Origin of the sequence: Pseudoponticoccus marisrubri (assembly GCF_001482405.1) — a bacterium.
Taxonomy (GTDB): Bacteria; Pseudomonadota; Alphaproteobacteria; order Rhodobacterales; family Rhodobacteraceae; genus Pseudoponticoccus; species Pseudoponticoccus marisrubri.
Map to the genome: position 1 here is coordinate 66,927 of NZ_LPXO01000011.1, position 20,953 is coordinate 87,879.

The following is a 20,953-nucleotide window of genomic DNA, read 5'->3' on the forward strand; positions in this document are numbered from 1 at the left end:
ATGGTGCGCAGGTCAATGCGTCAGTTGAACCGGAAGGTGGCCGAGATGCCGTAGTGATCGGACAGATCGCTGGTCGTGGTGCCGGCGCCGCCGAACGGAGAGTAGCGCAGGGACGAGCCGGCCTTGGGACGGATCACCGCGTAGTCGGTCTCCGACGGCTGGGTGCCGAAGCGGCTGGTCAGCACGTAATCCAGCGTCATCTGCTGCTCGCCGGCATAGCGCCACTTGGCCAGCCCGTTGTTCACCGGATCGAAGGAATGGAACAGCTCGGGCGGGGTCTCGGCCTGGAACATGCCCAGCATGCCCTTGAACTCGCTGGAATTGTGCAGGCGGTCGAAATTCAGATCGCCCGCGATGATTACCGGTTCGTTGTTGAGGCTGGCCGCCGCTGCCTTGCTGAGCATGAAGGCCTGCAGCTGGATCAATTGCATGGTGCGCGCGGTTACCGCGTCCTCGCTGTCATCGGCCTGCAGATGCGTGGCGAAGACATGGTGATAGACGTTGTCCTTCCAGATCTTTGCATAGACCGCGCCTTTGTTGGCAAGGCAGTCGCTGCCGTCACAGGCGCTGAAGACCAGCGTGTCGGTCTCGACGATCGGGTGCCGGGACACCAGGAACACGCCGGAATCGTCGTGGATCGTCGCCTTGTCCGGCACGTCCGTCATGAAGGGATAGCCCTGCCCGATCGTGTTGAGCATCAGGATGCTGCGCGCCTCGTTCTCGAAGGCCTCGTTGTAGACGATCACGTCCCAGCTGCCCTGCCGGCTCAGCGCCTGCGGGATCAGCTTGGCACGATCATCCTGGCGGTGGTTCGGGAAGGTGAACTTGCTCAGCAGCATGGCGTTGTAGCTGAGCACCTTGAACTCGCGTGCCTCGGCCATCCCGGCCAATGTCAGCGTGCTGGCGGCCATGGCCGCAGCGGCAATGCATGTCTTCAAGCTTTTGATAATATTCATGAAACCCATCCTCATCTGAAGTGACGAGAGGACAGTATGCGACGAGTGACATGCGCGGTACGGGTGAATACCCCACCCTTGGGGCCTCCGGCGGGCCATCGGGGTCACGATGGCTCACGCGGGCGTGAGATCGGGCTGCTCAGAGCGAGCGGGACGGTGCGTCGCCCCAGCCCTCGTGTCAGCTGCTGACCTGTTCGCGCAGGATCGAGGCGGTGAGGGAGACCATCAGGTAGATGCCGGCGAAGATCAGGAAGGCGAGGATCGTGTTCTCGAACTTGCGCGGATAGCTGGGATCCTCCGAGGCGACCGGTTCGACCGAGGTGGTCAGGTAGCGCGCCTGGCTGTCGGCGTCGCGGCGGGCCTGTTCCAGCCGCTCCAGCGCGGTTTGCAGCATCAGGTCGCGCGTGGCGAGGTCGGCCTCGGCCAGCTTGATCTGCACCGCCTTCTCGGCCAGCGAGCCCTCGCCCTCGGTGGCCGAGGTCATGGCCGCGTTCAACTCGGCCAGCAGCGCTTCCAGCCGGCGCACGTCGCCGCGGGCGCCGTCGACCTTGGCCTCGTTCGGGCGGCGATTGTCCAGCAGGGCCTGCAGCTGCAGCCGCTTTTCCTGCAATTGCAGCTCGTAGGTGTTGATCTGGGCGCGCAGCGCGGCGATGCGGCCCTCGGGGTCGACGATATTGCCCTCCTGCTGCAGCCGCACGAGGTATTCCTGCGCCAGCCGGCGTTCCTCCTCGGCCTTGGCCAGGCCGATCTCGGCATCGTCCACCGCGTTGGAGCGCTTGCGCAGCGACAGGTTGTCGACGCGTTCCTCGGCATAGCCGATCAGGGCGCGGCTGAAATCGGCGGCGATCTCGGGATCGGCGGCCATGACCTCCATCTTGACCACGCCCTCGGTCGGGTCATAGCCGATCTCGATATGGCGCTTGTAGAGCGTGTAGGCCTCTTCGTTCGAGGGCTCGGCGCCCAGCCGCTGGATCGGGTCGATCGAGGGGTCGGTGAAATGCTCCTTGAAACCCACGTCCTGGTCGAGGCGCAGCATGGCATCCTTGGATTGCAGGTAGGATTGCACCGCGATCGCGTCCTGGTTGGTGGCGAATTGCGTGCCCGAGAAGAGCGAGCCCATGGCGCCGCCGGAATTCTCGGCCTTGAGGATCAGGAATTCCGACTTGGTCGCGTACATGGGCGTGGCGACGACGTAGAAGTAGTAGCCCGCGATCAGGGTGGGCAGCATCACGAAGGCGGCCAGCCGGACCAGCAGCAGGGCCATCTTCTTGCGCCGGCGCGCGGCGAGGTCGCGCTGGATGCGGGTGATCTCGGCGGCGCTGCGCGCGGCGGGGCTGGCCGTCTCGGTCGAGGGCAGCTGGTCCTTCTTGACCTCGACGGTCTGGGGCAGCTGCACCTTGGGATCGGGGCGCCGTGCGGGGGTGGTGTCCGCCTCTTCCTTGACCAGCTCAAGCATGTTGGTGCGCTGGAACGGGTCGATGCCGCGCGCCCTGAGCAGGCGCACCGCGTCGAAATCCGAGACCGGGGCCAGCCCGTGTTTCTGGGCCACGCGGCGGGCCATGCGCAGCTGGCGGCCGGTCAGCCCCTCGCGGCGGATCGCCTCGATATCGGTCTCGCCCGCGACCTGCCCGGCCGAGGCGACCTCGCCTTCAGGCGCAGGGGATGGGGTGTCCTCGCGGGGCGGCGTGGCCGCTTGGGTCGGGCGCTGTGATGGCATAGCCGCTTGCGAAGGCGTTGCGGTCGGCTGGGCCGGGGCGGAGGGCCGCGTTGATGCGGTGGCCTGCGGCGGCGGCGTGGCGGCGGCGCCGGGGCGGGGCCCGCCGGGATCGGCCTCCGAGAAGCGCGGTTTGGCGCTGCCCTGCGCCGCGCTGTCCTGTGGCGGCTCGGCATTGGGCGAGCGGCGGATGCGGAATTTCTTAGCCTTGGGTTTCGTAGTCATAGAGCTGTTTCGCTTCTTCCAAGGTGTCGAACATGTGCAGCTTGCCATCCATCAGGACGGCCGCCTTGCGGGCGAATTTCTCGAGGATCTTGGGCTGGTGGCTGACGATGATGATCGTCGTGGTGCGCAGCCGCTCGGCCAGCAGGTCGCCGGCCTTCTTGTTGAACTCCGCATCGGTGGAGTTCGGCATGCCCTCGTCGATCAGGTAGATGTCGAAATCCAGCGCCAGCATCAGCGAAAAGGTGAACCGCGCGCGCATGCCGCTGGAATAGGTGCCGATGGGCTGGTCGAAATATTCCTTGAGCCCGCAGAGCCAGCGGCAGAACGCCTCGACGTAATCCGGGTCCAGCCCGTAGAGCCGGGCGATGTAGCGGGCGTTCTCGCGGGCCGAGATCTTGCCGACCACGCCGCCCATGTAGCCCAGCGGGAAGGAGATGCGGCAGCCGCGGCGGATCTCGCCCTCGTCGGGCTTTTCGAGCCCGGCCATCATCTTGATCAGCGTCGTCTTGCCGGTGCCGTTCGGCGCAAGGATGCCCAGCGACTCGCCCAACTCCACCCGGAACGAGACGCGGTCAAGGATCACCTTGCGCTGCGTGCCGGTCCAGAAGGACTTGCTGACCATGTCGAACTCTAACATCCCGGGGATCCCGATTGTGCCTCGATGCCCCGTTCCAGGGGCTTGGAACAGGATCTAGGCGCGGAATTGGACCATATTATGGCCCTGCCGAGAAACAAAAACAACGCGGGGGCCATGGCTGGCCCCCGCGACGGAACAATGCCGGACAGATACCCGCGTCAGGCGAGCGCGGACCAGGCCAGCCCGGCGATCAGCGCGCCCAGCAGGGCAAAGCCCAGATAGGCGGCAAAGATGCGCGGCTTGACCAGCGCCCAGACCGCGATGGCGGCCGGGATGCTGCTGACCCCGCCGGCGATGACAAAGCTCATCGCCGCGCCCGGCGCCATGCCCTGCGTCAGCAGCGCGTCCACCAGCGGCACCGCGGCATAGCCGTTCAGGTAGGCCGGGGCCCCGACCAGCGCGCCCAGCAGGATCGGCAGCAGGCCCTGTCCGCCCAGCACGCCGGCGATCATCTCCGCGGGCACGTAGTGGATCATCACCGCCTCGATCACGTAGGCCAAGGTCAGCCATTTCAGCAGGAAGAGCCCGTTCTCGACCGCGCTGTCGCGGAAGGTCTCGCGCCGTGCGGGCTCGGTCCAGAAGCGCCAGAGCGGCTGGCCGGCGAAGGGCTTCTTGACCCCGCAGCAGCCGCCGACCTTGGGCTTGGCGCGCAGCGGGTCGCGGAAGACCGGCGTGTCGGCAAAGAGCTTGGTGCCGAAGCCGCCCAGCAGGCCCAGCCCTACGGCGGACAGCGTCTTGGCAATGGCGAAGTCCCAGCCCAGGGTGCCCGAGGTGATCAGGAACATGGCCGGGTCCATCAGCGGCGAGGCCAGCCAGAAGGCCATAACCGCCGAAAGCGGCGCGCCCACCGCCAAGAGGGCCGCGATGAAGGGGATCACCTCGCAGGAGCAGAAGGGCGACAGCCCGCCCAGCAGCGCGGCCAGCACGATCATCCGCATCTCGCGCCCCTCGAAGGCGCGGGCCAGCAGCGTCTCGGCCCCCGTCGCCTTGAGGTAGGCCACCGCCGCCACGGCGAACAGGATGAAGGGGGCTGTGTTCCACAGCGCCCCGGCGGCAAAACTGACGGTCGGGCGGAACTGGGCCGGGTCCAGCAGGGCCACGGCCAGCAGGATCAGGGCCGAGGCGGCCCAGGCCTTGGGGATCTTCGGCAGCCGGCGCGCCGGCGGGGTGGTCGTGTCAGCCATCGGTGGGCTCCTTGTGGCAATGGGGCGCATCGGCGCAGCAATTCCGCAGCAGGTAGTCGGACAGGGCGTGCACCTCGTCGTAATCGGCCCCGGCGCAGATCGTGCTGCGCCCCTGCTTTTCCTGCCGCACCAGCCCCGCCGCGGCGAGGATCTTGAGGTGATGGGTCAGGGTCGAGCCGGTGATGCCGGTGCGCTCTCCCAGCGCGCCGATGCTCAGACCGTCGGTCCCGGCACGCACCAGCGCGTGCAGCACCTGCAGCCGTTGCTCCGAGCCGAGCGCGGCGAATTTCGAGGCGGCGGTCTCGACCGTCAGCGGGGGCGGGGGGGAGTCGGTCATTTTCATGTTTCTAACATCGTCGAAATAATTTCGGCGCGCAAGAATTAATTCGACACTTGTCGAAATGACATGGCGCCGCGCAGGCGCTATCTGGGGGGCATGGATGATCTGCTGACCGAAATCCGCGCCTGCCGGCTCTGTGCCGAGCGCTTCGCCGCGACCGAGACGGGCCACGCGCCGCGCCCGGTGCTGCGCGTCGCGCCCTCGGCCCGGCTGCTGATCGCCGGGCAGGCGCCGGGGATGAAGGTGCACCACTCGGGCAAGCCCTTCACCGATCCCTCGGGCGACCGGCTGCGCGACTGGACCGGGCTGGAAGAGACGGCCTTCTATGACCGGACGCGCGTGGCGATCCTGCCCATGGCCTTCTGTTTTCCGGGCTACCGCAAGGGCTCGGACCTGCCGCCGCCGCCGATCTGCGCGCGCACCTGGCACGCCCGGGTGATGGCGCAGCTGCCCAACATCCGGTTGGTGCTGGCCGTGGGCGGGCATGCGCAGAAATGGCACCTTGGCGTGCGCAGCACTGTCACCGAGACGGTGGCGCGCTGGCGCGACGTCTTGCCCGGCGCGATCCCCTTGCCGCACCCGTCGTGGCGCAATACGGCATGGCTCAAGCGCAACCCGTGGTTCGAGGACGAGCTGGTGCCGGTGTTGCGCACCCGCGTGGCCGAGGTGATGGATGACTGAGACGCAACTGGACGCGGCGGTGGCCGCGATGGAGGCCGCGCCCGAAGATGGGGCCGTGCGGCTGCGGTTCTACGACCGGCTGGCCGGGGCCGAGCTGTTCCTGATGCTCGAGGCCGAGCCCGAGGGCGATGCGATCTCGCCCGTGGTGTTCGAGCTGTCCGACGGCGCCTGCGTTCTGGGCTTTGATCGCGAGGAACGGCTGAGCGGCTTTGCCGGCCGCCCGGTGCCCTATGCCGCGCTGTCCGGCCGCGCGCTGGCCGGGATGCTGGCGGGGCAGGGGCTGGGGCTGGCGCTGAACCTGGGCACTGATGCCGAATACCTGCTGCCGGCCGAGGCGCTGGCCTGGCTGGCCGAAACCCTGTCCGAGGCCCCGCGCGAGGAAGAGGCGCGCCCCGAGCGCATCGCCGCCCCGCGCGACCTGCCGGCTGTGCTGCTCGAGGCGCTGGATGCCAAGCTGGCCAGCGCGGTCGGGCTGGCGCGCAAGGCCTACTTGGCCGAGGTGACCTACGAGGGCGGGGTGCAAGGCCACCTGATCGCGCTGACCGGCACGCAGCCCGGGGCCGAGCCGGCGCTGGCCGGGGCCATCCGCGAGGCGCTGGTCTTCTCGGGGCTGGAGGCTGGCGCGCTGGACGTGGCCTTCCTGTCGGACAGCGATCCGCTGACCGCCGAACTGGCCCGTGTCGCGCTGCGCTTCGACCTGCCCGAGCCCGAGGCGGTCTCGGTCCGCACCGTCGAGGCGCCCGGCAGCAACCCCGACAAGCCGCCGCGCCTGCGCTGAGGCGCCGGCCGGTCTAGCCGTCGCGCCCCAGCTCTTGCCGCAGGGTCGGCAGCGTGTCGCCGGGGGCGGGCGTGGCCTCCCACACGGCGCGGGCGATGGCGCGTGACAGGCAGAGGCTGGCGGCATGGCCCAGCTGCGCCAGCTGCACGCCCGGATCGGCCAGCGCTTTCGTGCCCGTGGCGGCGGCAAAGACGCAATCGCCATCCATCGGGCTGTGCGCGGGCAGGATGGCGCGGGCGATCCCGTCATGCGCTGCAATGGCCAGCCGGTGGCACTGCGCCTTGTCCAGCGCCGCATCCGTCGCGACGATGGCGATCGTGGTGTTGCCCTGCCCGGCCATGGCGGTGACCTTGCGGCTGGGCGGCAGGGCAAAGCCCTCGGATGCGTCGAATCCCAGCGCGCCATATTCGCCGTCGACCTCGAAGGGCGCGGCCCAGAAATGCCGGCCCGAGGGCGTGGTCACGCTGCCCATCGGGTTCACCGCCACCAGCGCGCCCACGCTCACCCCGTCCTCCAGCACGAAACTGGCCGAGCCCAGCCCGCCCTTGTGCTGTGCCGTCTGCGCCCCGGTGCCGGCCCCTATGGACCCCAGCGCGAAATCCGGCCCGGCGGCCGCAAGCGCCGCCCGGCCCAGCGCGGGGTAGGGGTTGGCCTGCCACTCCTTGTCGCCGCCGTTCAGCAGGTCGAACAGGATCGCCGCCGACACGAGCGGCACCTGGGCCGAGAAGACCTCGAAACCGCGGCCCGCGTCGTGCAGCGCCTCCATCACGCCCTGTGCGGCGGCCAGCCCGAAGGCGCTGCCGCCCGAAAGCACCAGCGCATCCACGCCCGGCGCCGACTTGTCCGGGGCCAGCAGGTCGGTCTCGCGCGTGCCGGGCGCGCCGCCCTGCACTGCGACCGAGGCGGTGAAGGGCCGGTCGGCGGTCAGCACCGTGGTGCCGGATTTCAGCCTGTCATCCTGCGCGTTGCCGACGGACAGCCCCGCCACGTCGGTGATCAGGTTGCGTGGTCCCGGTCTCATGCGCTGCCCTCCGCCTGTGCTGCTGCCAGATGTCGCCTGCCTGCGGCGCGGGCGCAAGTCCCGACCGGGCCCCATGCCGCGCGGCAATTCCCGCCCCGGTCATTGGCAACGCCGGCCGGGACGTGCAGTATCGCCGCGACACGTGCTGATCGGGAGAGCCACATGAAAGTCGCAATCGTCGGGGCCGGCATGGTGGGATCCGCCGCCGGCTATGCCCTTGTCCTGCAGAACGCCTGTTCCGAGCTGGTCTTCGTCGACCTCAACGCCAAGCGCGCGCAGGCCGAGGCCGAGGATATCGGCCATGCCGTGCCGCTGTCGGGCTCGACCATCGTGCGCGCAGGCGGCTATCCCGAAATCGCGGGGGCCAGCGTGGTGATCCTGGCCTGCGGCGTGTCGCAGCGCCCCGGCGAGACGCGCCCTGAATTGCTGAGCCGCAACGCCGAGGTGTTCCGCGCCGTCATCGGCGAGGTCATGGCCGTGGTGCCGGACGCGATCCTGCTGGTGGCCAGCAACCCGGTGGACGTGATCACCGACATATCGACCCGGCTGTCGGGCCTGCCCGCCGCCCGCGTCATCGGCTCGGGCACGATCCTCGACACGGCGCGGTTCCGCTGGCTGATCGGGCGGCACCTCGGCATCTCGCCCGGCTCGATCCACGGCTACGTGCTGGGCGAGCACGGCGATTCCGAGGTGCTGGCCTGGTCCAGCGTGCGCGCCGGCTCGGTCCCGCTTTCGGCCTTTGCCGCGCAGATCGGGGCGCCGCTGACCGCAGATGTGCGCAGCCGCATCGACACCGGTGTGCGCCGCGCGGCCTACACGATCATCGAGGGCAAGGGCGCGACATGGTACGGGATCGGCGCCGGGCTGGCCCGCATCGTGCGCGCCATCCTGCGCGACGAGCAGGCGGTGCTGTCGGTCTCGACCGTCGAGCCCGAGGTGCAGGGCGTGCGCGACGTGGCCCTGTCGCTGCCGCGGCTGGTGGGGGCGCAGGGCGTGTCGGCCACGCTCTGGCCCGATCTCGACGCCGACGAGACCGAGGCTTTCGGGCGCTCGGCCGCGATCCTCAAGGAGATGTCGGACAGCGTGACGCTGGGCTGAGCGGCGCGCTCAGATGCAGCGCCCGCCATCGACCTCCATGCAGACCCCGGTGACCATCGAGGCCTCGTCCGAGCACAGGTAGAGCGCGGCATTGGCCAGGTCCTCGGGGGTAGAGAACCGACCCAGCGGGATGGTCGACAGGAATTTCGCCCGCATCTCGGGCGTGTCCTCGCCCATGAAGCTCTTCAGCAGCGGCGTCTCGCCGGCAACGGGGTTCAGCGCGTTGACGCGGATGCCGAAGGGCGCAAGCTCGACCGCCATGGCCCGCGTGGCGGTGTTCATCCAGCCCTTGGAGGCGTTGTACCAGTTGAGCTTCGGCCGCGGCGACACGCCAGCGGTCGAGGCGATGTTCAGGATGGTGCCCGCGCCCTGCGCCTTCATCAGCGGGACCAGTACCCGCGCGCCCAGGTAGACCGACTTGCAGTTCACCGCGAAGACGCGGTCGAAATCCACCTCGTCCACCTCTTCCATGAAGGCGGGCAGGTGGGTGACCCCGGCATTGTTGACGAGGATGTCGATCCCGCCCATGCGCTCCTGCCCCAGCGCGACCATGGCCTCGATGCTTTGCGCGTCGGCCACGTCGGCGGTGCAGGCGATGCCGCCATGGGACGCGGCCACCTCCTGCGCGGCGGCGCCGTTGATATCGGCCAGAACGACCTGCGCGCCCTCCTGCAGGAAGCGCTGCGCGATCCCGGCGCCAAAGCCCGAACCTGCCCCGGTGACGATGGCGCGTTTGCCCTCCAGTCTCATGATCGCCCCCTCAATAGACCGCGCGGCCGCCGGACTGGTCGAAGACCGCGCCCGTGGCAAAGGAGGCCTCTTCGCTGGCCAGCCAGCAGATCATGCCCGCGATCTCGTCGACCGTGCCGAAGCGTCCCATGGGGATCTTGGACTTCATGTAGGCGATGTGCTCGTCGGTCATCTGGTCGAAGATCGCCGTGTGCACCGCGGCCGGCGTGATGGCGTTCACGGTCACGCCGGTCTGGGCCAGTTCCTTGCCCAGCGACTTGGTGAGCCCGATCACGCCTGCCTTGGAGGTGGAATAGGCCGAGGCGTTGGGGTTGCCCTCTTTCCCCGCGATCGAGGCCATGTTGACGATGCGGCCATAGCCCTCGGGCGCCATCAGCGCCGCGGCGGCCTTGTTACAATAGAACAGCCCGTTGAGGTTCAGCTCGATCACCTTCAGCCATTCGGCCACCGGGTAGTCGATGACGGTGGTATTCGGCCCGGTGATGCCCGCGGAACAGACGAGCACGTCCAGCCCGCCCATGGCGTCGCGATCGGCCGTCATGCAGGCGGCGACGGCCTCGGGGTCGGTCACGTCGATCTGTCGCGTGCGGATCCCGTCCGTGCCCCCGGCGGCCTTGAGCGCCTCGGGGTTGATGTCCCACAGCGTGACCTCGGCGCCCTCGGCCACCATGCGCTGCGCGGCGCCCCAACCGATGCCCGAGGCGCCCCCGGTGATGACGGCCTTGCGGTTCTCAAATCTCATGTCAGATCCTCCCGGGGCCATTGGTTCCACCTTGGCCGCCCGAGGGCAAGGGCCTGTCAGCCGTGCCGCGCCGCGACGGTCTTGAGCGCGGTGAAGCCGTAGAGCGCCTCGAACCCCTTCTCGCGGCCGTGGCCGGACTGTCCGACCCCGCCGAAGGGCAGTTCCACCCCGCCGCCGGCGCCGTAATTGTTGACAAAGACCTGGCCTGCGCGCAGGCGCCGGGCCAGCCGCATCTGGCGCGCCCCGTCCTGCGTCCAGACCGAGGCGACAAGGCCATAGGGTGTGCCGTTGGCGATGCGCAGGGCCTCCTCCTCGGTCTCGAAGGGGATCAGCACCTGCACCGGGCCGAACACCTCTGCCTGCGCCAGCGGATGGTCCGGCGGCGCCGGGCCATACAGGCAGGCGGGCACGAAATGGCCCGGCCCCTCGGGCGGGTCGATCCGGGCGAGGCAGGGCAGGTCGGCGGCGCGGTCGAGATAGCCTGTCACGCGCGCCTTCTGGGTCGCGCTGATCAGCGGCCCGATATCGGGATCGTCACCCGCGACGCCCATGCGCAGCGCGCCATAGGCCTCGGCCATGCGGGCGGCGACCGCGTCGAAGCGGCTGGCATGGACCAGGATGCGCGAGGCGGCCGAACAGGTCTGGCCCGCGTTCTGCAGCCCCGGCCGCACGAGGAAGGGCAGCGCGGCGTCCAGATCGGCATCCTCGAAGACCAGCTGCGGGGACTTGCCGCCCAGCTCCAGCGTGACCGGCACCACGTTCGCCGCGGCGGCCGCCTGCACTGCGGCGCCGGTGGCGACCGAGCCGGTGAAGCTCAGGTGGTCGATGCCCGGATGGCCCGCCAGCGCCGCGCCCGCCTCGGGGCCGAGACCCGGCACGACGTTCAGCGCGCCCGGCGGCAGCCCGGCCTCGCCGGCCAGCCAGGCAAAGAACAGCGCGGTCAGGCAGGCCTCCTCGGCGGGTTTCAGCACGCAGGCATTGCCGGTGGCCAGCGCCGCCCCGACCGAGCGGCCGATGATCTGCATCGGGTAGTTCCACGGCACGATATGGCCGGTCACGCCATGCGGCTCGCGCAGCGTGTAGACGGTATAGCCCTCCTGGTAGGGTATGGTGGTGCCGTGCAGCTTGTCGGCGGCGCCCGCGTAGAACTCGCAATACCGCTCGAGCGCCAGCGCGTCGGCGCGCGCCTGTGCCAGCGGCTTGCCCACGTCCAGCGCCTCCAGCCGGGTCAGCGTGTCGGCATGTTCCAGCACCAGCCGGCCCAGCCGCGCCAGCAGACGGCCCCGCTCGGCCGCCGTGACCCGGCCCCAGTCGCCGTCAAAGGCCGCGCGGGCGGCGCCGACGGCTGCGTCCACGTCGTCGGCCGTGCCGCGCGCGATCCGGCAGAGCGGCTTTTCCGTCGAGGGGTTCTGCAGCTCCAGCGTCTCGGCGGCGGCGCGCCATTGGCCGCCGATCAGCATCGCGGCGGGGTCGAAGGGCAGGTCGGGCAGGGTCACGGGCGGGCTCCTTTCAACTCGGGCAGGCGCGGGGCGGCGGCGATCAGGCTTTGCGTGTAGGCATGGTCAGGCTGGTCGAAGACGCGCGCGGTGGGGCCTTCCTCGACGATGCGGCCCGCCTGCATGACCAGCACCCGGTCGGTGATGGAGCGGACCACTGCCAGGTCATGCGAGATGAACAGGTAGGTCAGCCCGTAGGCCCGGCTGAGATCGGCCATCAGGTCGAGGATCTGCGCCCGCACCCGCACGTCCAGCGCCGAGACCGCCTCGTCGAAGACGATCAAGTCGGGCCGGATGATCAGCGCGCGCGCGATGGCGATGCGCTGGCGCTGCCCGCCGGAAAAGGCGTGGATGTACTTGTCCGCATCCCCGGCCGACAGACCCACGGCGGCCAGCGCCTCGTCGACGCGGCGCGCCGCCTCGTCCGGGGCGGGTCGCGGGTCGAGCAGGTGGAAGGGCTCGGTGATCAGCCGGCGCACCTTGTGGCGCGGGTTGAAGCTGCCATAGGGGTCCTGGAAAACCACCTGCATGCGGCGCCGCGTCTCCATGTTAGGGCGGTGATGGGTGAAGACCGGCTGCCCGTCCAGCGCGATGCGCCCCGCGCTGACCTCTTCCAGCCCGAGGATCGCGCGGGTCAGGGTGGACTTGCCGCAGCCCGACTCGCCCACCAGCCCGACCCGCTCGCCCCGGTCGATGGCAAAGCTGACATCGCGCACCGCCCGGAACCGGCCGCGGCGCGCTAAGGGATGGGCGCGCGGCAGCGGGTAGTCGCAACTGACCCCCTCGACCGTCAGCAGCCGCTTGGGCGCGGGCGGCGGCGGCAGGTCCGCGGTATGGCGCGAGGCCTCGAACAGCGCGCGGGTGTAGGGGTGGCGCATCTCGGCAAAGAGCCGGCGGGTGGGCGCGCTCTCGACGATTTCGCCCGCGCGCATGACGGCGATCCTATCGGCCATGCCCGAGACCACCGCAAGGTCATGGGTGATCATCATCAGCGCCATGCCCTCGCTGCGCGCCAGCCCGGTCAGCAACTCGATGATCTGCGCCTGCGTGGTGACGTCCAGCGCGGTGGTGGGCTCGTCGGCGATCAGCAGGCGCGGCCGCAGCGCGATGGCCATGGCGATGCCCACGCGCTGGCGCTGCCCGCCCGACAGCTCGTGCGGGTAGCGCGACAGGGCAAAGCGCTCGGGTGGCAGGCCGACCCGCTCCAGCACCTCGCGGGCGCGCGCCTCGGCATTGCGGCGCGAGCTGTCGGTGTGGATGCGGATCGTCTCGGAGACCTGCTGGCCGATGCTTTGCACCGGGTTCAGCGCGGTCATCGGCTCCTGGAAGATCATGCCCATCTCGCGCCCGCGCAGGCTGCACAGGCGGCGCTCGGAGAGCGCCAGCAGCTCGGTCCCGCCCAGCGTGATCCGGCCCGAGGTCGTTGCGGCATGGGGCAGCAGGCCCATGGCGGCCAGCGCCGTCATCGACTTGCCCGAGCCGGATTCGCCGATCAGGGCAAAGATCTCGCCCGGGCCGACCCGGAACGAGACGTCGCGCAGGATCTGCGTGCCGTGGATCGTCACGCCCAGCCCGTCCACCGCCAGCAGCGTTGCGTCCGTCGCCGGGCCGGTCATGTGCGCAGCACCTTCAGCCGCGGGTCCAGCGCGTCGCGCAGCCCATCGCCCAGCAGGTTCAGCCCCAGCACGGTCAGCACGATGGCTAGCCCCGGAATGATCGCCACATGGGGCGCGATGGCCACCATGGTTTGCGCATCGGCCAGCATCCGGCCCCAGGAGGGCAGCGGCGGCTGTGCGCCGAGCCCGACATAGGACAGCCCGGCCTCGGCCAGGATGCCCAGCGAGAACTGGATCGTGCCCTGCACGATCAGCAGGTTGGCGATGTTGGGCAGGATGTGCTCGGCGCTGATGCGGGCCGCGCCCTTGCCGGCGACGCGGGCGGCCATGATGAATTCGCGCGTCCAAAGCCCCAGCGCCGCGCCGCGCGACAGCCGCGCGAAGACGGGGATGTTGAAGATGCCGATGGCGATGATCGCGTTGACCGCGCCGGGACCGGCGATGGCGGTGATCAGGATGGCGATGACGAGGCTGGGAAAGGCGAAGATCAGGTCGTTCCCGCGCGAGATCAGCTCGTCCAGCAAGCCGCCCTTGTGCGCCGCCGCGGCCAGGCCCAGCGGCACGCCGAAGCCCATGCCGATCCCCACCGCCACGATCGCCACCGCGATCGAGGTGCGCGCGCCGGTCATGATCATGCTCAGCATGTCGCGGCCCAGGTGATCGGTGCCCAGCAGGCCCGCCGCGCCCGGCGGTTTCAGCCGGTTGGCGATGTCGATGCCTTCCACGTCGCCCGGTGTCCAGACGAAGGAGACCAGCGCGGCCGCCACGAAGACGGCGGACAACACGGCGCCAAGGATCAGCGTGCGGCTCATGCCCGGCGCCTCAGCCGCGGGTCGACGATGGCATAGGCGAGATCGGTCAGGAAATTCACCATGATGACGGCAAAGACCAGCAGCATCACCACGCTTTCCACCACAATCAGGTCGCGCTGGCTGATGCTCTGGAAGATGAGCCGGCCGAGACCGGGCAGGAAGAAGATCTGTTCGATGATGATGGCGCCCGCGATCAGGAAGGAGAATTGCAGCCCGATGATGGTCAGCACCGGGATCAGCGCATTGCGCAGCCCGTGCCGCCACAGCGCCTGCCCGCGGGTCAGACCCTTGGCCCGCGCGGTGCGGATGAAATCCTCGCCCAGGATGTCGATCAGCGACGAACGCATGACCCGGGCGAGGATGGCGGCCTGCGGCAGCGCCAGCGCCACGGCGGGCAGGGTCAGCGAGACCATGGCATCCAGCGGTTCGTCCCAGCCGGGAAACCCGCCCGAGGGGAACCAGCCCAGCCGGATCGCAAACAGCAGCACCAGCAGCATGGCGAACCAGAAATTCGGCACCGCAACGCCCAGCTGGGTGGCGGCCATGACACCCATGTCGGCCGGCCGGCCGCGCCGCGCGGCGGCGAGGATCCCGGCGGGAAAGGCGATCAGCGTCGACAGGGTCAGCGCGTAGAGCGCCAGCGGCAGCGAGATCCACAGCCGGTCGGCGATCATCTGCGAGACCGGCGTGCGATAGGTGTAGGAGGTGCCGAAATCCCCCGTCAGCATGCCGCCCACCCAGTTCAGGTATCGTTGCAGCCGCGGCACGTCGAGCCCCAGCTCGGCGCGCAGCGCGGCCACCGTGTCGGGCTGCGCGTTGAGGCCCAGCATGTAGCTGGCCGGATCACCGGGCGCGACTTCGACCACCACGAAGATCACCGCCGAGGCCACGGCCAGGCTGAGGACAAGCGAGGTCAGACGGCGGATCAGGTAGCCCAGCATGGCGTCACGTTAGGCAGGCTCGCGCCCGGGGTCCAGAGCCTGCCGGCCCCCGGGGGCGGGGAAGGGGCATCCCCTATCCCCCTGGAATGGCTCACTCGGCCATGATCGACATCGGGGCCGTGCCGCCGTCCAGCCAGGCCTCGAGCGGCGTCATCGGGTCCAGCGCGGCGGCGTTGATGCCGCCCGGCCCGGGCAGGATGCCGCAATGGTCAAGCCCCGGCACCATGAACAGGCGCACGTTTTCCTGCAGGCTCTCCTCGCCGCCCGCGGCCTCGGCGGCCTTTTCGTACCAGTCGACCGTCTTGTAGGGCGTCACGATGGCATCGGCCCAGCCGTGATAGACGATCATCTTGCCGCCCGCCGCGCGGAAGGCCGAGATGTCGGGGTTGTCGCCGTTATAGGCCGCGGCGGCCGCGCTCATGCGCTGCGGGTCCTCGGTGAAGTCGAAATCCAGCGGGCTCCAGGTGGGGCCGGGATCCTCGTCGAAGGCCATGTAGCGGCCGAACCCGGTGGCGAAGGCCGGCACCAGCTTGCCGCCGCCCTGTTCGAAGCCGGTCAGCCACAGGCCCCAGAACGGCTCGGAGCCCTCCGGCACGCCGCCGGGATAGAGCTGCTCTCCGGCGCGGTTCACCGGGCCCTGCCGCCACTTGACGATCACGCCCTGCTCCTCTGGGGTCAGGCAGTCGGTCCCGTCGGCGGAATTGCAGGTCAGCCCGGTCAGGTCCACGTCGCAGGCGCGCGGGTCCTCGATCACGCCGTCCTCGGTGCCGTCGGTCGCGTCGCATTGCGCCATCACCGCCTCGGCCACCAGCGGCACCTTGGCCGGTTTCAGGATCTGGTTGCCATCCGCGTCGGTATTGGCCTGCACGATCCAGCTCATCTTGGTGGCGACCAGCCCGGGGTAATCCATCGCCGGCGCGCCCGAGATGATGCCGTCGAACATCTCGGGGTAGCGCTGCGTGGCGACATGCGCCATGCGCCCGCCGGTCGAGCAGCCCTGGAAGATCGCGCGGTCCGAGGCGGCGCCGTAGAAGGCGTCGATCATGGCCTGCGCCACGCGATGCGTCTCGCCGATCGAGCGCCAGCCCCAGTCGCGTTCCGCCGCGGGGTTGTTGTAGGCCCATTCGCCATCGACCACCGACAGGCCGAAATGGCCGCTATCCGAGGTCGCGGTGGCATAGCCGCGCTCCAGCCCGGGGCGCATGGCATTCACCCAGCCGCCCGAGGCGTCAGCGCGCCCGAGGATGCCGCAGAACCCGCCGCAGCCGGCCTGGTAGTAATGGCCGTTCCAGCCCTCCATGGGCAGGCGCACCTCGATCGAGATTGCCGGCAGCGCGGTGGCGCGCAACTCGCAATAGGCGGGCAGAGTGCCTTCTGCCGGCATGACGCGGGCCGAGGTGACATGCCCCGCCGTGATGACGGTGTCGCGTAGCGCGGTGCAGTCGGCCGCGTCCTGCTGGGCCAGCGCCGGTGTCGCGCCCATGGCCAGAAGCGCCCCGAATATCTGGGGTTTCATGTATATCCTCCCTGAGTTGTCGTTGCAGGGAGGATTGCAAGCGTAGCATCGCCAGTCCAGCCTTTTGGCACCGACCCGCGCGGATTGCGCGGCCGGTGCCGGGCGGCTCACTCGGTCCAGCGCACGCCGGTCAGGTCGGTGGCCTGGGTCGGCTGGTTCAGCCACAGCCCCTCGATCCGCGCATCCGCCACGGTGGGGAAGGCCAGCTGGAACAGGTAGCCGTTCACGTAATCCTCGGCGATCATGCGCTGCGCGTCGGCCAGCAGCTCCGAGCGTTTCTCGGGCGCGGTGGTGGCCGTCAGCGTCATCATCAGCTCCTGGAAGGCCGGCTTGCCGTACTGGAAGTAGTAGTCGGGCCGGGCATAGATGCCGATGTCGAAGGGCTCGGTATGGCTGACGATGGTCAGGCCGAAATCCTTGCCGCGGAACACCTCTTCCAGCCACTGGGCCCATTCGAGATTGGTGATCTCGGTCTCGATCCCCACGGCGCGCAGCTGGGCGGCCACGATCTCGCCGCCGCGGCGCGCATAGGAGGGTGGCGGCAGCTTGAGCGTGGTGGTGAACCCGTCCGGGTAGCCCGCCTCCTCCAGCAGGGCGCGCGCCTTGTCGGGATCATGCCCGGACAGGCCGGTCAGGTCGACGTAATCGGGGTTGTGCGGTGCGAAATGCGTGCCGATCGGCGTGCCCAGCCCGAACATGGCGCCGTCGATGATCGCCTGCCGGTCGATGGCATGGGCGATCGCCTGGCGCACGCGCACGTCGTCCAGCGGCGCCATCTGGTTGTTGGTCGACAGGATCGTCTCGCCCTCGGTCGAGCCCACCAGCACCTGGAAACGCGGATCGGCCTCGAATTGGGGCAGGTTCTCGGGTGCGGGATAGCCGGCAAAGGCGTCGATATCCTGCGCCATCATCGCCGCGAAGGCGGCGGTCGGGTCCGAGATGAACTTGAACGTGGCCTCGGTCAGGGCCGGCGCCTCGCCCCAGTAGTCGGGGTTCTGCACCAGCGTGATGCTGTCGCCCTGCGTCCAGCTGTCGAACTTGAAGGGGCCGGTGCCCACCGGGGTGGACTTGATGTCCCCGATGCTCTCGGGGGCCACGATCACAGCGTCGCCCCAGGCCATGTTGAACAGGAAGTTGCCGTCCACCTGGCCCAGCGTCACCTCGACGGTCTGCGGGTCGATCACCGTGACCTCGGCGATGCCCTCGAACAGGGCCTTCTGCGCGTTCTGGCTGTCTTCGGCGCGGGCGCGGTCGAGGGTGAACTTGACGTCCTCGGCATCCATCGTCGTGCCGTCATGGAAACTCACGCCCTCGCGCAGGTGGAAGGTATAGGTCAGCCCGTCTTCCGAGATGTCCCAGCGCTCGGCCAGCCCCGGCACGACCTCACCGGTATTGGTGAAGCGCGTCAGCCCCTCGAACACGTTGGTATAGAGCACGCTGTCGATGGCGCCCGCGGCGGCCGAGGTCGGGTCGAGATGCGGCGGCTCCAGCTGCAGCGCGATGGTCAGGTCGGTCTGCTGGGCCAGCGCGGCCGTGCCGGTCAGCAGCGCCGCGGCAAGCGTGAGGCGGAAGGTCATGGGCGGGTCTCCCTGTTGTCGGTTGCCCGCGAGTGTCACCGGAACCGCCCGATGTGGCAACCCCGCGCCGCGCGACCGGCGGCGCGGGGGCTCAGAGCAGCCGGTCGAGCGCGTGCGCCTCGGCATGGGCGTCGATCTCGGCCCGCGAGAGTTCTGCCAGCCGGTCATGTTCGGGCTCGCTCAGCAGATGGGCGCCATGCTCCGAGATCACCGCCGACAGGGCCAGCTGCGCGCCGTTCAGGATCAGCGTCGCGGTCAGCCCCTCCTCGCCATGGGCATCGGCCCCGGCCGAGCGGATGGTGACGAAATCCAGCGCCGGCCGCTCGGGCAGGCGGCCCAGCAGCGCATGCAGCGCCGCCCCGGCCTTGAGGTCGCGCGCCACCCGTCCGGCCGACTGGATCGTCTCGTTGCGCACGAAGATGCGCAGCTCGCCCACCTCGTCGGGGCGGAACTTGCGGATGTCGTCCAGCGAGGCGTCGAACGGGTTCTCGGGCAGGTGGCTGTTGTCATGCGTGATCCCGGCATAGATCGCCACGCCCTCGTCCAGCGGCACCGCCCAGCAGGGCCCCGAGACGGTGCGCATGAAGACGGTCATGCGCCGGTCGCCCTCGACCTCGCGGTAGCTGCCATTGCCGATCGAGACGATCGGGTCCAGCGGGCGCAGCGCGCCTGCGGCCACGCTGAGCGGCAGGTAGGGCGGGGTGGTCATCATGCCGTCGATGCGCGCCATCTCGAGGATCTGGCGACGGTAGTCGCGCGCCGGGTTCTCCTCGGCGATCTGTTGCATCGTGTCGCGCAGCCGCGCATCGGGCACCGGCTCCAGCGCGGGGTGGCCGGCCAGCCACGTGGCGATGAAGCGGCGCAGGGGCGTCGCGCGGTCGAGTTTGAAGAAGGGGCTGTCGAGCGTCTGTAGCACGGGGTCGATGCCGCCCTCGAAGCCTGTCTGTTCCTCGACCTTGTCGGGATTGTCGTCGACCCATTTGGTCATGCGCCGGACCAGCAGCAGGTAGTTGGGAGCGCGCATCTGCTCGAGCCCCTCCAGCAGGTCGGCCAGGGTCGGCTTCAGCAGGGCGCGCGTATTGCCCACGAACTGCGCGTGCCCGCCATTGAGCACCTGCGCCAGGTAATAGTCCGTGTGGAAGGCCTGCATGGCCGCGGGGCAGATCTCGCGGCGATTGTAGCGCCCTTCCTTGGTCAGGAAGTTGACGTAGTCCACCACCGCGCAGACCAGCGGATCGGGATCCTGCGGCCAGGCATCCAGCGCCGAGCGGGGCACGACGATCCGGCTGTAGGCGCGCCCCTCGCGGGACGGCGCCGGGGGGATGGGCGGTGCCGGCGGCACTTGGGGCGCGCGCGGCGTCATGATCCTTTTGATTGCTTGCAACATCGTGGGCCTCTCCACTGCCTCTGGCTTGACCGTTGCAGGGGAAGCGGGCCGAATTGCGGCGGATTGTTAACCATTTTGGCACAGTGGGGCCGGCGCCGCGGTTTCGCCGCGGATCTTGACGATATCTTAAGCGCGCTCGGTCAGGGCAGCAGCAGCCGCTCCAGGCTGCGCCCCATGACGCGAGCACTGTCCAGCATGTCGGTGACCGAGACCCATTCGTCGGGCTTGTGCGCCAGCTCGAGGATGCCGGGCCCGTAGGCGATGCAGTTCTTCAGCTTGCCAATCCGGTCGATATGCTTCTGATCGTAGGAGCCGGGCGAGGCGACATAGGCGGCATCCTGTCCCAGCACGTCGCGGATCGCGCCGGCCACCGTGGTCACCACCGGCGCGTCCTGCGGCGTCATCGAGGGGATCACGCTGTTGAGGTCGCGGATCTCGTAGCGGAAATTCTCGCGGCGGTCGGCCAGATCGTCCAGCAGGGCGATCACCTCGCCGCGGACCTGCTCCAGCGGCTCTTCCATCAGGAAACGGCGGTCGATCACGATGCGGCAGCTGTCGGGCACGCAGTTCGCCGGCAGGCCGGTATAGTCCTCGGCCTGCTCGGGCTCGCCGCCATGGACCGAGTTGATGTTCATGGTCGAGGAGCGCGCGCCCTCGGGCGTGACCGGCATCGCGGTCTGCCGGGCGGCCATGGCGGGAAACAATCGCTCTTCGAAGGCGTGCAGCACGGCGCCCATGTGGCGCACCGCGCAATCGCCCAGGAAGGGCATCGAGCCATGCGCGATCTCGCCCTTGGTCTCGATCTCGGCCCACCAGCCGCCGCGATGGCCGAGGCAGATCCGGTCCTTGTTGAGCGGCTCGGGGATGATGACATGCTGCACGCGTTCAGGTGCGAACCAGCCCTGCTCGGCCAGGTAGGCGACGCCGCCATAGCCGCCCGATTCCTCGTCCGCCGTGGCGCTGATCTCGATCGCGCCGGCAAATTCGGGATGGGTGTCGACAAAGGCCTCGGCCGCGATGACCGAGGCGGCCAGCCCGCCCTTCATGTCGCAGGCGCCCCGGCCGTAGATCCGGTCGCCGTCCAGTTCGGCGCCGAACGGGTCGCGGGTCCAGCCCTGTCCGACCTCGACCACGTCGTGATGCGAGTTGAAATGCACGCAGTCGCCGGGCCGGGTGCCCTCGCGCCGGGCCACCAGGTTCCAGCGCGGGTAGCGGTCGGAATCGCCCGGCGCCCCGGTGGCGCGGACCAGCTCGCAGGAAAAGCCCCGGGCCGACAGTCGCCGTTCCAACGCCTCGCAGATCGCGCGGTAATGCTGCCCCGGCGGGTTGAGCGTGGGGATGCGGATCAGCTCCTGCGTCAGCGCGATCAGGTCGTCGCGCCGGTCGTCGATACGGGCAAAAAGGGCGTCTGTCACGAAGGCTCCGTCACCGGGGGATGCCGGCACTCTCGCCCGGCCCGCCCGGCGGTGCAAGCCCGCGCGC

General features: G+C 69.5%; 19 protein-coding genes. 3 read left to right on the forward strand and 16 right to left on the reverse strand.

Going from position 1 to position 20,953, the window contains the following annotated elements:
- Window positions 1-20 precede the first annotated feature (20 nt).
- The 5 genes from AVJ23_RS16230 to AVJ23_RS16250 form a co-directional block, all read right to left on the reverse strand.
- Window positions 21-911, reverse strand: a complete 891-nt coding sequence (locus AVJ23_RS16230; RefSeq protein ID WP_157772695.1) for a sphingomyelin phosphodiesterase — start codon at window positions 909-911, stop codon at window positions 21-23.
- A 223-nt stretch (window positions 912-1,134) separates the two neighbouring features.
- Window positions 1,135-2,895, reverse strand: coding sequence for a hypothetical protein (locus tag AVJ23_RS16235; protein ID WP_058863264.1), 1,761 nt, complete (start codon window positions 2,893-2,895; stop codon window positions 1,135-1,137).
- The gene (locus AVJ23_RS16240; protein ID WP_058863265.1) at window positions 2,873-3,532 is read right to left on the reverse strand and encodes an ABC transporter ATP-binding protein; all 660 of its coding nucleotides are present in this window, start codon (window positions 3,530-3,532) and stop codon (window positions 2,873-2,875) included. The genes AVJ23_RS16235 and AVJ23_RS16240 overlap by 23 nt, the downstream gene beginning before the upstream one ends.
- Window positions 3,533-3,690: 158 nt before the next feature.
- Complete coding sequence (locus AVJ23_RS16245) at window positions 3,691-4,716, reverse strand: permease (RefSeq protein WP_058863266.1); 1,026 nt, start codon at window positions 4,714-4,716, stop codon at window positions 3,691-3,693.
- Window positions 4,709-5,053, reverse strand: coding sequence for an ArsR/SmtB family transcription factor (locus AVJ23_RS16250; RefSeq protein WP_099045527.1), 345 nt, complete (start codon window positions 5,051-5,053; stop codon window positions 4,709-4,711). Before AVJ23_RS16250 ends, AVJ23_RS16245 begins: the two co-directional genes overlap by 8 nt.
- Before the next feature lie 99 nt (window positions 5,054-5,152).
- Between AVJ23_RS16250 and AVJ23_RS16255 the strand changes: the two genes are divergently transcribed.
- Both AVJ23_RS16255 and AVJ23_RS16260 read left to right on the forward strand, forming a co-directional pair.
- A complete protein-coding gene (locus AVJ23_RS16255) occupies window positions 5,153-5,737 on the forward strand; it encodes a uracil-DNA glycosylase family protein (RefSeq protein WP_058863338.1) in 585 nt (194 codons plus the stop codon).
- The gene (locus AVJ23_RS16260; RefSeq protein ID WP_058863268.1) at window positions 5,730-6,515 is read left to right on the forward strand and encodes an SseB family protein; all 786 of its coding nucleotides are present in this window, start codon (window positions 5,730-5,732) and stop codon (window positions 6,513-6,515) included. The genes AVJ23_RS16255 and AVJ23_RS16260 overlap by 8 nt, the downstream gene beginning before the upstream one ends.
- 13 nt (window positions 6,516-6,528) lie before the next feature.
- Here the strand turns inward: AVJ23_RS16260 and AVJ23_RS16265 are convergent, their stop codons facing one another.
- Complete coding sequence (locus AVJ23_RS16265) at window positions 6,529-7,536, reverse strand: P1 family peptidase (protein WP_058863269.1); 1,008 nt, start codon at window positions 7,534-7,536, stop codon at window positions 6,529-6,531.
- Between the two features lie 162 nt (window positions 7,537-7,698).
- Between AVJ23_RS16265 and AVJ23_RS16270 the strand changes: the two genes are divergently transcribed.
- Complete coding sequence (locus tag AVJ23_RS16270; protein WP_058863270.1) at window positions 7,699-8,634, forward strand: L-lactate dehydrogenase; 936 nt, start codon at window positions 7,699-7,701, stop codon at window positions 8,632-8,634.
- Between the two features lie 9 nt (window positions 8,635-8,643).
- Here AVJ23_RS16270 and AVJ23_RS16275 read toward each other — a convergent pair whose 3' ends face one another.
- The 10 genes from AVJ23_RS16275 to AVJ23_RS16320 form a co-directional block, all read right to left on the reverse strand.
- Window positions 8,644-9,384 (reverse strand): SDR family oxidoreductase, encoded by a 741-nt coding sequence (locus AVJ23_RS16275; protein WP_058863271.1) that lies wholly within the window; start codon window positions 9,382-9,384, stop codon window positions 8,644-8,646.
- A 10-nt stretch (window positions 9,385-9,394) separates the two neighbouring features.
- Complete coding sequence (locus AVJ23_RS16280; RefSeq protein ID WP_205626872.1) at window positions 9,395-10,126, reverse strand: SDR family oxidoreductase; 732 nt, start codon at window positions 10,124-10,126, stop codon at window positions 9,395-9,397.
- A 56-nt stretch (window positions 10,127-10,182) separates the two neighbouring features.
- Complete coding sequence (locus AVJ23_RS16285; RefSeq protein ID WP_058863339.1) at window positions 10,183-11,586, reverse strand: aldehyde dehydrogenase family protein; 1,404 nt, start codon at window positions 11,584-11,586, stop codon at window positions 10,183-10,185.
- 32 nt (window positions 11,587-11,618) lie between these two features.
- On the reverse strand, window positions 11,619-13,238 hold the full coding sequence (locus tag AVJ23_RS16290; protein WP_058863273.1) for an ABC transporter ATP-binding protein: 1,620 nt from the start codon (window positions 13,236-13,238) through the stop codon (window positions 11,619-11,621).
- On the reverse strand, window positions 13,235-14,050 hold the full coding sequence (locus AVJ23_RS16295; protein WP_058863274.1) for an ABC transporter permease: 816 nt from the start codon (window positions 14,048-14,050) through the stop codon (window positions 13,235-13,237). The genes AVJ23_RS16290 and AVJ23_RS16295 overlap by 4 nt, the downstream gene beginning before the upstream one ends.
- Complete coding sequence (locus tag AVJ23_RS16300) at window positions 14,047-14,991, reverse strand: ABC transporter permease (protein ID WP_058863275.1); 945 nt, start codon at window positions 14,989-14,991, stop codon at window positions 14,047-14,049. Before AVJ23_RS16300 ends, AVJ23_RS16295 begins: the two co-directional genes overlap by 4 nt.
- Before the next feature lie 91 nt (window positions 14,992-15,082).
- Complete coding sequence (locus tag AVJ23_RS16305; protein ID WP_058863276.1) at window positions 15,083-16,507, reverse strand: tannase/feruloyl esterase family alpha/beta hydrolase; 1,425 nt, start codon at window positions 16,505-16,507, stop codon at window positions 15,083-15,085.
- 107 nt (window positions 16,508-16,614) lie between these two features.
- The gene (locus AVJ23_RS16310; protein ID WP_058863277.1) at window positions 16,615-18,084 is read right to left on the reverse strand and encodes an ABC transporter substrate-binding protein; all 1,470 of its coding nucleotides are present in this window, start codon (window positions 18,082-18,084) and stop codon (window positions 16,615-16,617) included.
- A gap of 91 nt (window positions 18,085-18,175) precedes the next feature.
- Entirely contained in the window at window positions 18,176-19,447 is a 1,272-nt protein-coding gene (locus AVJ23_RS16315) for a DMP19 family protein (protein WP_058863278.1), read from the reverse strand.
- A gap of 164 nt (window positions 19,448-19,611) precedes the next feature.
- A complete protein-coding gene (locus AVJ23_RS16320) occupies window positions 19,612-20,886 on the reverse strand; it encodes an acetylornithine deacetylase/succinyl-diaminopimelate desuccinylase family protein (protein ID WP_058863279.1) in 1,275 nt (424 codons plus the stop codon).
- Between the last annotated feature and the right edge of the window lie 67 nt (window positions 20,887-20,953).

Excerpts from the sequence above, each read along its gene's own strand:
- AVJ23_RS16255 (WP_058863338.1), top strand. The coding sequence starts at position 5,153 with ATGGATGATCTGCTGACCGAAATCCGCGCCTGCCGGCTCTGTGCCGAG.
- AVJ23_RS16245 (WP_058863266.1), bottom strand. The coding sequence starts at position 4,716 with ATGGCTGACACGACCACCCCGCCGGCGCGCCGGCTGCCGAAGATCCCC.
- AVJ23_RS16230 (WP_157772695.1), bottom strand. The coding sequence starts at position 911 with ATGGCCGCCAGCACGCTGACATTGGCCGGGATGGCCGAGGCACGCGAG.
- AVJ23_RS16240 (WP_058863265.1), bottom strand. The coding sequence starts at position 3,532 with ATGTTAGAGTTCGACATGGTCAGCAAGTCCTTCTGGACCGGCACGCAG.
- AVJ23_RS16315 (WP_058863278.1), bottom strand. The coding sequence starts at position 19,447 with ATGACGCCGCGCGCGCCCCAAGTGCCGCCGGCACCGCCCATCCCCCCG.
- AVJ23_RS16275 (WP_058863271.1), bottom strand. The coding sequence starts at position 9,384 with ATGAGACTGGAGGGCAAACGCGCCATCGTCACCGGGGCAGGTTCGGGC.
- AVJ23_RS16280 (WP_205626872.1), bottom strand. The coding sequence starts at position 10,126 with ATGAGATTTGAGAACCGCAAGGCCGTCATCACCGGGGGCGCCTCGGGC.
- AVJ23_RS16250 (WP_099045527.1), bottom strand. The coding sequence starts at position 5,053 with ATGACCGACTCCCCCCCGCCCCCGCTGACGGTCGAGACCGCCGCCTCG.
- AVJ23_RS16290 (WP_058863273.1), bottom strand. The coding sequence starts at position 13,238 with ATGACCGGCCCGGCGACGGACGCAACGCTGCTGGCGGTGGACGGGCTG.
- AVJ23_RS16235 (WP_058863264.1), bottom strand. The coding sequence starts at position 2,895 with ATGACTACGAAACCCAAGGCTAAGAAATTCCGCATCCGCCGCTCGCCC.
- AVJ23_RS16285 (WP_058863339.1), bottom strand. The coding sequence starts at position 11,586 with ATGCTGATCGGCGGCCAATGGCGCGCCGCCGCCGAGACGCTGGAGCTG.
- AVJ23_RS16305 (WP_058863276.1), bottom strand. The coding sequence starts at position 16,507 with ATGAAACCCCAGATATTCGGGGCGCTTCTGGCCATGGGCGCGACACCG.
- AVJ23_RS16295 (WP_058863274.1), bottom strand. The coding sequence starts at position 14,050 with ATGAGCCGCACGCTGATCCTTGGCGCCGTGTTGTCCGCCGTCTTCGTG.
- AVJ23_RS16265 (WP_058863269.1), bottom strand. The coding sequence starts at position 7,536 with ATGAGACCGGGACCACGCAACCTGATCACCGACGTGGCGGGGCTGTCC.
- AVJ23_RS16310 (WP_058863277.1), bottom strand. The coding sequence starts at position 18,084 with ATGACCTTCCGCCTCACGCTTGCCGCGGCGCTGCTGACCGGCACGGCC.
- AVJ23_RS16270 (WP_058863270.1), top strand. The coding sequence starts at position 7,699 with ATGAAAGTCGCAATCGTCGGGGCCGGCATGGTGGGATCCGCCGCCGGC.
- AVJ23_RS16300 (WP_058863275.1), bottom strand. The coding sequence starts at position 14,991 with ATGCTGGGCTACCTGATCCGCCGTCTGACCTCGCTTGTCCTCAGCCTG.
- AVJ23_RS16260 (WP_058863268.1), top strand. The coding sequence starts at position 5,730 with ATGACTGAGACGCAACTGGACGCGGCGGTGGCCGCGATGGAGGCCGCG.